6 protein-coding genes are annotated in these 11,558 nt (G+C 61.7%); 1 reads left to right on the top strand and 5 read right to left on the bottom strand.

The window, feature by feature from the left end; all coding sequences use genetic code 11:
- Positions 1-10 precede the first annotated feature (10 nt).
- Complete coding sequence (gene pelA, locus GGR40_RS16525; RefSeq protein WP_429277349.1) at positions 11-1,309, top strand: pectate lyase; 1,299 nt, start codon at positions 11-13, stop codon at positions 1,307-1,309.
- 190 nt (positions 1,310-1,499) lie between these two features.
- Here the strand turns inward: pelA and GGR40_RS16520 are convergent, their stop codons facing one another.
- The 5 genes from GGR40_RS16520 to GGR40_RS16500 form a co-directional block, all read right to left on the bottom strand.
- The gene (locus tag GGR40_RS16520) at positions 1,500-4,862 is read right to left on the bottom strand and encodes a TonB-dependent receptor (protein ID WP_429277348.1); all 3,363 of its coding nucleotides are present in this window, start codon (positions 4,860-4,862) and stop codon (positions 1,500-1,502) included.
- Positions 4,863-5,912: 1,050 nt separating this feature from the next.
- Positions 5,913-6,734: an IclR family transcriptional regulator gene (locus tag GGR40_RS16515; protein ID WP_429277347.1), complete on the bottom strand. Its 822-nt coding sequence runs from the start codon at positions 6,732-6,734 to the stop codon at positions 5,913-5,915.
- Between the two features lie 93 nt (positions 6,735-6,827).
- On the bottom strand, positions 6,828-9,533 hold the full coding sequence (locus tag GGR40_RS16510; protein ID WP_429277346.1) for a TonB-dependent receptor: 2,706 nt from the start codon (positions 9,531-9,533) through the stop codon (positions 6,828-6,830).
- Positions 9,534-9,624: 91 nt separating this feature from the next.
- Positions 9,625-10,470, bottom strand: coding sequence for a fumarylacetoacetate hydrolase family protein (locus tag GGR40_RS16505; protein WP_429277345.1), 846 nt, complete (start codon positions 10,468-10,470; stop codon positions 9,625-9,627).
- A gap of 13 nt (positions 10,471-10,483) precedes the next feature.
- Entirely contained in the window at positions 10,484-11,494 is a 1,011-nt protein-coding gene (locus tag GGR40_RS16500) for a zinc-binding alcohol dehydrogenase family protein (RefSeq protein WP_429277344.1), read from the bottom strand.
- Between the last annotated feature and the right edge of the window lie 64 nt (positions 11,495-11,558).

Below are 11,558 nucleotides of genomic sequence, written 5' to 3'. Positions count from 1 at the left end.
GAGAGATCCAATGAAGAACCTGAAAACCCTGCTTCTCGCCACCGCCTTTCTTGCATCGAGCGCGCAGGGCGCGGCGATCGGCACCATGACACCTGCCGAGCCGATTACCGCCGGGCGCATCGACGCCCTGCCCGCACTGCAGCGCGCCGCTTGGGTACAGTACCTGGCCCGCTCACAGGCGGCGATGGCTGCGGACAAGGCGGCGCTGGCGGCCGAGCGTAAAGGCCATTCCCCCGCAGGGTCGAGCGCCAGCCCGCCGACCGGCCCCTCCGGCGGGGCCGGGATGCCGCTCGACCGACCTGCAGCGTGGTATGCCGGGGCCGAGGCGCGCCATGTCGCCGCGAATATCGTCAGTTTCCAGACACCTGCCGGAGGCTGGGGCAAAAACATGGACCGCTCCGGACCTTTGCGCGTCCTCGGCCAGAGCTGGGTGCCACACGAGAACCTGCCCGCCAACGCGCGCGAGGATATCGTCAGCGCCAGCGAGGAATGGCGTTACGTAGGCACGATCGATAACAATGCCACGCTGGACGAGATGCGCTTTCTGGCGCGCGTGCAGGCGCAGGCTCCTGGCAAGCCCGGTGCGGCGGCGCGCGGCGCTTTCCGCAAGGGGCTGGCCTACCTGCTGGCTGCGCAGTTCCCCAATGGCGGCTGGCCGCAGGTCTATCCGCTCCAGGGGGGCTATCATGATGCCTTGACCTATAACGACGATGCCATGGCGCAAGTGCTGGCACTGCTGGACGAAGTGGCCCTTCGCCGGGGCGACTTCGCCTTCCTTTCAGTTGTTGAAGCGAGCAGCGCGCGCAAGGCCTACGATCGCGGCATCGCCGTGATCCTCGCGACGCAAGTGCAGATCGATGGCCGACCGACCGGCTGGTCGCAGCAGCACGATGCGCTGAGCCTGGCCCCGGCGGGCGCACGCAACTTCGAACCCGCTGCCCTCTCCAGCAACGAAAGCGCGCGGCTGCTGATGTTGCTGATGCAGCAGCCCGCTCCCGCCGCGCGGGCCGTGACGGCCATCCACGCCGGCATCGCCTGGTTGCGCGCGGCAGCAGTCAGTGGCAAGGCGTGGGGTCTCGCGGACGACGGCATCGCCGGAAAGCACCTGATCAATCGACCGGGCGCCGGGCCGCTGTGGGCGCGGTTCTACGACCTGAGAACCGGCCGTCCGGTGTTCGGTGACCGCGACCGGTCGGTGCATGACGACGTCAATGACATCAGCCTGGAACGGCGCAACGGGTACAGCTGGTACGGAGCGGGCCCCGCGGCGGCGCTGAAGGCTTATGAAAGCTGGTCGAAAACGCACTGATCCTCCTGCCACGGGGCAGGATTTGGAGGTTGACTCTCACCTAGTTGACGCTGTGGACTTGATCCGGGACTGTAAGCGGTTTGAGCCAAGGCGCTCGACAGGCTCAGACCGAGCGGACTGAAGGATTTCTTGCTCCGCTCGGCCTGAGCTTATCGAAAAAGGCCCCAGGTCAGGTCTGGGGCCTTCGACCTTAAAACTGCGCTCTTACCCCCACACGGTATACCGGCCCCGAACTGGAGTAGTTCGTCACTACGGGGGAGTCCTGATAGGCATAGTTGTTCGCGGTCTGGTTGGTCAGGTTCAGGCCCTCCAGCGTCACAGTGGCGATGTCGTTCAGCTTGTAGCTGATCGAGGCGTCGATGTTCGTGGTGCCCTTGCTGAACTGGAAGTCGTTGATAAGCGGGCTGTTGCAGATCGTCCCCGCAACGGAGGGATTGGAGGGCGAGTTCGTCAGTCCCGGGGCGCAGTCGCCGGCCGAAAGCGGGTAGGTGGTACTGTACCCCTTACGCTTGGCCATCGATACGCGGGCGCGAAAGCGCTCCGTCTCGTAGAACAGCGTGGCATTCAGCGCATCGGGCGACACACCCAGGAATGGCGCCTTGCCCAGCGTCTGCGGCTTGGTGGCATTGCCAGGATCGAGGATGTAGGTGAGCTTGCTGTCAATGTGGGTGTAGTTGATCATCCCGCCGAAGTGGCTGAGGAAGCCGGGAAGAAAATCGAAGTTCTGCTGATAGCTAATCTCGAACCCGCGGATGTAGCCGCCCGGCGCGTCGCGAAACTGCCGCGCCGTGACTTCATAGTCGCCGTTGATGTAGGCCAGCTGGTTGGGATCGGTGAACTGCGCGCGTAGCTCCGCCAGCGCCGGAGCGTCCAGGAACTGCGACAGCGGCCCGGAGAACAGGATCGTCTGAGGGAACGACTTAATTTTCTTGTTGAACAGCGCGACCGACAGCAGACCGCCCTTGGCGAAGTACCATTCCGCGCTGAAATCCAGGTTTGTGGAATAGAACGGCTTCAGTTTGGGGTTGCCCACCGTCAGCGTACCGCCGGTCGTGTCGCCGGTGTTGGGAATGGAGATGCTGCTGACCGTGGGCGAAAGGTTGCCCAGCAGCGGGCGCGCCATCACCTTGGCGGCGGCCAGGCGGATTACCACGTCGTTCACCGGTTCGTAGATCAGGTTCACCGAAGGCAGCCAGTCGGTATATTTGTTGCTGCCCGAAATGCTGCGCCCCGCCGTGGTGCGCCCGGTGGAGACGAGGTCCGTCACCGCTACGCGCGTTCCCACGTTGCCGCGGAACGGGCGGTTGAACAGCGTCAGATCCCAGTCACCCTGCAGGTAGGCCGCGTATTCCTTTTCGTTGACGCCGAAGGTCGCGGTGTTATTGCGCGTGTTCCAGATGCGCCAGTCGCCCCACTTGTTGATACAGTTGCAGGTGAAGTCGAATAGATCGGCGAACTTTTCGATATCGGGCGCGAAGAACTGCTTGGCGGTGCCTGCTGGCACTTCGAGTCCCTGCCCGAAGTCCACCACGTGGCCGAGCGCCGCGGCATTGGTGCCAGCCTCGCGCAGCGTCGGGTTCAACGTATCCACCGCACGTTCGTACTGCGTGGTATAGAACCCGAACTTGCGCCAGGTGCCGCCGAACGAGATCGCGAAGGCGGGATCGAGGTCCCAGCGGAAATCGGCCTTGGCGGATTTCTGCGAGTTCTCCACCGTGCGCTTGTAGTTACGGATGGCGGAGAACCCCTTCACCGTGGTCCAGTTGTTCGGGTCGGCCAGATCGAAGCCGGCATCGAAGACGGGCATCGAGCCCCCGTCCCGCTCGTCGTAGGTAAAGGTCTCGGCCGCGTTCATCCGGTTGAATTCGACCAGCAACCCTTGCGAATCATTCGTGGACTTCGACTGGCCATAGGTGAAGTTGGCGCGCAGGGTATCGGTGAATTCGTGATCCACGTTGGCGGACCACTGGTAGAACTTAGTAGTGTAGTCCATCCGGTCTGCGGCAGAGCGCCAGTCGACATTGCGCAGCTTCAGGTAATTGGCAGTGCCGTTGTCGACGTTGGCGTCCAGCACATCCACGCCGGGACGCCCGATCAACTCGCCGCGATAGGCCAGCCGGTTGCTGGAGGGGATGTAGCCGACCGAGTTGGGGTTGTTGTAGTAATCGTAGGGGTCGAGGTTGTTGGGGTTGGTGCTGAAGATGTTGGTGCCCAGCTGCGATGCCACCCTGTTGCCACTGGCATCCAGTGCGGTGGTGAACGCCGGGCTGCTGCCATAGAGGCTCTCGCCGCAATCCTGACCATAGGTGATGTCGGAACTGGCGCGCGGGGTGCACAGGCCGGGATAAAGGTTGCGCGCGGCGGTGGGCGCCAGATTGTTGCCGGCGGTGTTGTACGCGGCATTGGTGTTGTTGCGATTGAGGCCCACGGTGCCGACCTGATACTTCGTGCTGCTGTTCCTGAAGCGCGAATAAAGTCCGTCCACGTTCAGCCGCGTGCGGTCGGTGATCTGCCACTGGTAGGCGGTGGTAATGCCCAGCCGATGGTTCTTGACGTCCTGCTGCTGGATCGAGGGCAGCGCAGGGATGCGCACGGTGGAGTCGTCGAAGCGACCTGGCGTGTTGAAGGGTGCGCCGGGATAGAGCTTGGCATAGGCCGCCGGATCGGACCCGGTGAGGATCGCGATCGCCTCCGGGTTGGTCACGCCGCTACCCAGATTGGTGCCAGCCGGCGCCGAAAAGCCGCCACGCTGCGGGTTCTCGTTGCCCGCGAAATCCGAGCCGCGGTAGAGATAGTCCGACGATCCGGCTGAGCGCTGGTAGGAATCCAGCTCGTTGCGGGTCTTGTTATAGGCGAACGAAACGAGCAGTCCCATGCGATCGTCGAGAAACTTCTTGGAGACGAGGCCTGCGATGCGCGGGCTCCAGGCCTTGGAGTTCTTCTGATAGCTGCCTTCTGACGAAATTGCGAAGCGGTCTTCCTTGAAGTCGAACGGGCGGGCCGTCTGCAGGTCGATGTTGGCGCCAAGCGCGCCTTCGTCGGTGGCGGCGGAGGCGGTCTTCTGCACCTTGAGCGAGTTGAACAACTCAGACGCGAAGGTGTTGTAATCGAATGAGCGGCTGCGGTTCGGGCTGGTGCCGGAATCATTGGAGCCCGAGGTGGACAGCGCCATCAGCCCGTTGAGGCGGGTAATGTTGAAGTCGCCGCCGAGGCCGCGCACGGTGATCGTGCGGCCCTCGCCATTGTCGCGGTCAATCGATACGCCGGTCAGGCGCTGCAGCGATTCCGCGAGGTTGGCGTCTGGGAAGTCGGCGATGTCCTCGGCATTGATGGCATCGACGATGACCGTGGCGTTGCGCTTGGTGTTGATCGCGTTTTCAAGGCTGGCGCGAAAGCCGGTGACGATGATCTCGGGCGCACTCGGCTCGCCGGCGGGCGGCACAGCCTCGCCGGCATCTTGCGCAAGCGCCGGGGAGGAACAGGCCGCCGCGATGGCATACGCCGCACTCGTCCATGCCAGGCGGGTACGAAATGGAGTAACGGACTTCGACATTGTTATGTTCTCCCTGTAATGGGGCCGGAGCGCCGTCCACGGACAGCCGGCCACGGCTCGAAGGCCCTGCGTTGCGAACGCAAACGACCCCTGCCCGAAGCTCTCAAGTTTCGGCCTCTGTAATGATACCGGTGTCAATCGCTCACGTGACACGGGGGACGACACACCGCAACCTACGCCACGCAGAGCCCGGCCAAATGATGATTGAACAGTTTGCAAACCCGCGGTGCGCTGATGGATTTTCCACGCCCGGCGGGAACGATCACGTTATAATGTCAGCTACGCCTTTTACCTTCGCGCATGTGCTACCCCTCCTCAAGCCAGTATTTGTCTGGACTAAGACTCAAGGCGTACCCCAACTTGCAAAACTGGACAAGCACAAAGTTAGCGCTATCCTCAATCGCGGACTAGTTGAACGGAACTCACCTTCTTGCGGTCTTGAAGTAGCCAGTGGTCTTTTGAACTTCAGATCAAGAATGGGCGATCATCAAGTCTTCGCTGCCAAACAAGTCTCGCGCTGTGCCTCGGGAGATCGACGGTCATGTGGCGCCTTCGCTCGGGCGCTACATGGTCTGAAGTCCCGCATCCCTATGCACCTTCGACTCGCTGCCACGGTTGATCCGCCGGCGCTAGGCCAAGGCTTGGGATCTGCTGCTGGCGGCGATTCAGCTGATTATACTGGCAAACTGGTGATGATCGGTTCCACTTGTACGCGCGTCCACTAACATGGTGCGAGCGGCAAAAAGGGAACCCGAAGATCGTGGCATGGGACATCCCTGGGTCAGCCTCACCAGCAATCTCGCTGCTTTTACCAATGCTTGCGGACGCCCCGTTGGCCTGAGGCTGGATGGTGGGCAGGTCCACAGTGTCTCCGATACCGAAGCGTTGATCGACACTATATCCTGCAGGCGCCGCCCTGCCGGGTGATAATGGCACGTTAGCTATGCCATTCTCGAGGCGGCATCTGCCCTGGGTGTTTGGGCCAACATTCCCGACCGATCCAACCGCAGGCATGTTTCGGATACTCGCCGTGCCTTTACTGTTCGCAGATCAGGAAGATGCAACGCCGGACCACCCCAGCCCACGCGCGATATCGTGTGCCGCTTGGCCCAGAACTTCTCGTGTCTCTTCCAGCGAGGTCTTTTGCGAGCCGTCGATGGTGACGAGGAACGGGATCGTCAGCGCCGCGCATACATGATCGTCAAAACCGAATATCGGGAAGCTGATGTCTGTGACCCCGGCGGTGCGCGCGCTGGGCTGCATCTCGTATCCCTGCAACCGCACGGCATCGAGACGCCGCTCCAGCCGGGCCTTCGCATCATCGGCAATGCCCATCGCACCGAGCACCCGCGCCCGTCGGTCGCCGACCGCGAAGGCGAGGAGAACGTGGCCCGAACAACTCGTCGCCAGGTCCACTACTGTACCTAGGCGGATGCCAAAGCCAACCGGTCCCATGTTTTCCTGTCGATGGATCACCGTACCCCGCGCGCCCGTCTCAACCACGAGGTGGCATGACTGGTTCGTCGCGCTCGACAATTCGTGCATTACTGGCGCGGCCACATTGCTGAGGGTCTGTGCAGGGGTGGCCCGGAACGCCACGTCCAGCACTCGATACGTCACCGCATAACGGTCATTCGTCGGGTCCTTGGCCAGCCAGCCTAACTGCTCCATCACGATGATAATGCGGAACACTTCACTGATAGAACGGCCCAGTTTCTGCGCAATCTCGCTGATCGTCAGGCCGCGCGGTTCTGCGGCGAACAACTCCAAGATCTCGATGCCTTTTTCCAGCGCAGGTGCGGAATAAGGACGCTTCCCCCCTCCACCACTCTCTCCCAAATTTACGGCATCGTTTTCGTCGGTGTTGGCCATGAGTCCGGGGATACGTGAGCGCTGGTTCCGGTGCAATAAAAGGATCGGCCGCAGCGGGGAAATCTGCTGCGGCCGACAGGGGGAGTAGCTCGGTCAGAACTTCACGCGGGCGCCTGCAGTGAACCGGCGGCCAAAGTCATACTCGCTGAGCAGAACGCCCTGCAGCGTCTCGCGCTTGAGCGTGGCGCCCGTCACGTTGCTGGCGTTGAAGGTGAGCGAGAGGAACTCCGTCACATCATAATTGGCTGAGATATCAAGTTGGCCATAAGACTTTTGCCGGTCACCATCGCCAAACGTGCCCGCCACGCTGTTAACGGCGGCGCTGCGATACGAGTAATTGGCGCGGATACCGAAGCCCGCCTTTTCATAGTAGGCACCCAGATTGTAGCTGCGCTTGGACACGCCGGGTATCGGCACCTTGGGGCCGCCCTCGGTCGTGGCCACATCGCTTACGTCCAGCAGTGTGAGATTCGATGTAATGCCGAAACCGTCCAGCGGTGATGGCAGCATGTCGAGCGGTAGTTGCGCATTAAGTTCCAGCCCCTTGATCTTGCCACCCTCGCCATTATCCGGACGGAACGTGCGGAAATCCAACGTGACGGTGCCCGTAAGGGTGGAGCGGATCGTGCGCGTTTCCACCGCCGCGGTATCGACGATGAAGTTCTTCACGTCCTTGTAGAACACCGCTGCCGATAGCAGGCCTGTCTTGCCGAAATAATATTCCAGCGAAAGATCCGCTTGATCGGCCAGATATGGTTTCAGGAACGGGTTCTGCGTGGTGATCGTGCGCACGTTGGCATTGATCGCCACCGACGGTGACAGGCGGTTGAGATCGGGCCGGGTCATTGCACGGGCCAGACCCATGCGCACGATCAGGTTTTCAGTAGCGTTGAAGCGCAAGTTCAGGCTGGGCAGCCAGTTCGAATAGCTGTTGCGGAACGAGATCGGGCCGCTGTCAGGCACGATCAGGGTAATGCTGTCGTTTTGCAGCTCCGCGTTTTCGATATCCGCCCCGAAGCCGTCTGAGGTCACCCGCGTCCGCACGTAGCGCAAGCCGATGTTGCCTGACAGGCGGTCGTCCGCCGTGGCGAAATCGGCGCGGGCATATCCGGCAAGAACCTTCTCGCCTACCGAGAACTGGTTGGTGCGATCAATCGTAAGTGTACCCTGCGCCAGCACGTCTTCCAGACTGCCACCGGCGAACAGCTTGGAATAGTCCGGCACCAGGAACACGCCCAGACCTTCTCCGATGAAGCGCGAGTAATCGACGACTTTCAGGAGGTTTGCTGCAGATATTGCACCGCCCTCTACCCCGGCGAGATAAGGCGTGCCGTAGACCTGCGACAAGACTTGTGGGCTGACAAAGTACCGCGGGCGGGCGCCGAACTCAACTTCATCCTCGCCATAGTATCCACCCACTTTGATAGAGCGGATGAAGCTGTCATCCAAATCGTACTTGAAATCGAGACGTCCGCTTTTGTTCGTCTCGGTCGTCTTCTGACCACGGATTGCAGAGAAGCTGCGGAAGTAGAACGTGCTGGGGTCGAGCGGATCGTAACCGCGCGTATAATCGATTTGCGGCACCGCGCCGATATCGTCACCCAGGTCGTACGATGCCGATGCGCGAGAAATGGGCGCGAAGGAATTGCGATCCGACACGTTGCGCACCGATTTGCCGAAAGTCGCTTCGCCTGACACGGTCAACCGGTCGAACGTGACATCACCGCCCAGCGCGAAATTGAGCGTGCGGTCTTTCGTCACCCAGTCCAGGTTGTTGGACTGGTGATCCACGCCATCCGCGTCCAGGAACGTCAACAGGTTGTTTTCGCCCACGGTGCTGCCGCGAACCGCGCCGGTCGGCCCGCCGATGTTGGTCCAGCGCAACTGATGCTCGAAACGGTTGAAGCCGTCCGTGAACCAGGTCGCCAGGCCGTCCGCATAGAGGTTGACGTTGTCGGCCGGCTTCCACTGAATGCCGCCCACAATCGCCTTGCGCTCGAAATCGCCTTCATCGGATACGAACGTCGTCGCATGGTCGAAGCCATACGACGTGGCAGAGCGGGTGCCATCGAGATTGTAGTCGTAGCCGCCCGTCGCATTCTCGCGGCGCTGCTCGATGCCATAACCGGTGAAGCCTGCCTGTATGACCTTACGCTTCTCATAGTTCACACCCAGGTTCACGCCGAAACTGCCATCGCCAAACACGCGATTGATAAAAGCGGAGACGTGGGGGGTAACCTTCTTCGGGTTGGTCTCGTACAACCCTTCTGCCACCACGGTCACAATGTTCTTGCCTACGTCCGCGGGGCGGTTGATCTTGACGTTCACCGTTGCAGAAAGACCGCCATCGATCATGTCGGCAGTCGGCGTCTTGCTGACTTCCACCGTGCTGACGAAGTCTGTCGGCATCGAGGTGAAAGAGAACCCGCGTGTGCCGTTGGGAGACGTCAGGACGCGCCCGTTGTATAGCGTCCTCGTGAAGTTTTCGGACAAGCCGCGGACACTGACGCCGCTGCCCTCGCCCTTGTTGCGGGTGATCTGCACGCCGGTAACGCGCTGGAGAGATTCCGCCAGATTTCGGTCCGGAAACTTGCCGATGTCTTCTGCCGAAATCGCTTCCACCAGATTGGGAGCGGCGCGCTTGATATTAGCGGCGTCTTCAAGGCTGCGACGGATGCCGGTAACAATAATCTCTTGCTCGGTAGCGCTATCATTATTCGGCGTCGAAATTTGGTCTGGCTGAGCGGCGTTTTGCGCGAATGCGGGTGCCCCCATACCCGCCGCGAGCAGGGCCATCATCGATACAGTACGATGCAAATATCGTGTCATTGTTTTCCTCTCCGCTTCTGCCGCCCCGATCTTGTGCAGGGGCCTGCGTTTCTCATTCGAATTAGAGCGGGCCGACCACCCGCTGAAGCTGTTCACCAAGGCCCTCGATCCCCAGCCTGATTTCATTGCCCGGCTGCAGATAGCGCGGCGGTTTCAGGCCGAGGCCGACCCCGGCAGGCGTCCCGGTCGAGATGACGTCTCCTGGCTGCAGGCTCATGAACTGCGACAGATGCGCGATGATCTGGGGGACCGTGAAGATCATGTCGGCAGTTGTGCCATCCTGATGGCGCTCACCGTCCACTTCCAGCCAGATGCGGGCATTGGCGATATCGGGCACTTCGTCTGCCGTGACCAGCCATGGGCCGGTCGGGCCGAATGTGTCGCAGCCCTTGCCCTTGTCCCACGTGCCGCCGCGATCGAACTGAAAGCTGCGTTCGCTGACGTCGTGGACCACGCAATAGCCTGCGACGTGATCGAGTGCATTTGTTTCCTCGATAGACGCGCCCGCTTTGCCGATGACGACGCCAAGCTCGACTTCCCAGTCGAGCCGGTCCGAACTGCGCGGCTGCACCACATCGTCGTTCGGTCCGCAAACCGCGCTGGTCCACTTGTTGAAGACGACCGGTTCGGCAGGGATCGCCATTCCGCTTTCGGCAGCATGATCGCGGTAATTGAGGCCGATGCACACGAACTTGCCGATCCGACCGACGCAGGCGCCAAGGCGCACATCGCTTTCGACAAGGGGCAGCGCATTCACATCGATCGCGCGCAGCTTCGCCAGCGTCTCTGCGCCAAGGACTGCACCGGCGATGTCGTCGACGTGCGCAGACAAGTCGCGGATGCGGCCCTCGTCATCAAGGATGCCGGGGCGTTCCTGGCCTGCTTCGCCGAACCTGAGCAACTTCACGTGATACTCTCCTTCACAAAACCACCAGCGCCTTGATGACGCCTGCGTCCGGTGTCATCAGGTGTCCGATCGCCTGCGGCAAGTCCGCGAAGGGCAGCGTGTGGCTGACCACCGCGTCCAGCGGAAATGCGCGGCCGCGCAGGACTTCGATGACATCTGCAAAGTCCGCATGCGTGGCATTGCGGCTGCCCAGCAGGGTCATTTCGCGCTTGTGGAATTCGGGATCGCTGAAGCGGATATCCGCGGTGACGATGGACACCAGCACGTAACGCCCGCCATGCGCGACATAGCCGAAACCCGCCTCGATCGCGGCGGCGTTGCCGGTGGCATCGAACACGCAGTCGAAGAAATCCCCGCCGGTCAGCGCGGAAAGGCGCTCTGCACTGTCGCTGCCCAGCACTTCGCCATTCGTCACGCCCAACGCATCGACGCACAGCGCAACCCTTGTGGCGTTGCCGTCCAGTACGGTGACTTGCGCCCCCGCCCGTGCCGCGAAGAAGGCCACTGCCATGCCGATCGGCCCGGCTCCGACCACCAGCGCCCGTTCGCCTGCCTGCAACGCTGCGCGCCTTACGGCGTGGCAACCGATGGAGAGAAACTCGACCATCGCGATCTCGTCCAGCGATAGGCCCTCTGCTGCGATCAGGTAGCGTTCGTCGATGGCCAGATATTCGGCAAGGCCGCCGTCCTTGTGGACGCCCAGCACGCTGATCGCGGTGCAGCAGTTCGGCTTGCCGTTGCGGCAGGCGATGCATGTGCCGCAGGAATGGTACGGCATGATACAGACGCGGTCGCCCGCGTTCCACACGCTGCCTTTACCCGCCGCGACGATCTCGCCAGCCAGTTCGTGGCCCGGTACACGGGGATAGGACAGGTAAGGCTGCGTACCGCGCACGATGTGATAATCGGTGCCGCAGATGCCGACGCGACGAATACGCACCAGCGCTTCGCCAGGTGCAGCAACAGGCCGTTCGCAGGCGTCAAGGACGAGATGGCCCGGCTCCACACATCTGATCCTGGCCATGTCCCGCACTGCAATCCCTCCACTAGGTCACCGAATCACGCACGTACATTGACGGTATCGGCTG

It is taken from the genome of Novosphingobium gossypii (assembly GCF_050433305.1).
GTDB lineage: Bacteria > Pseudomonadota > Alphaproteobacteria > Sphingomonadales > Sphingomonadaceae > Novosphingobium > Novosphingobium gossypii.
This window is presented reverse-complemented; position numbering and strand designations above follow the sequence as displayed.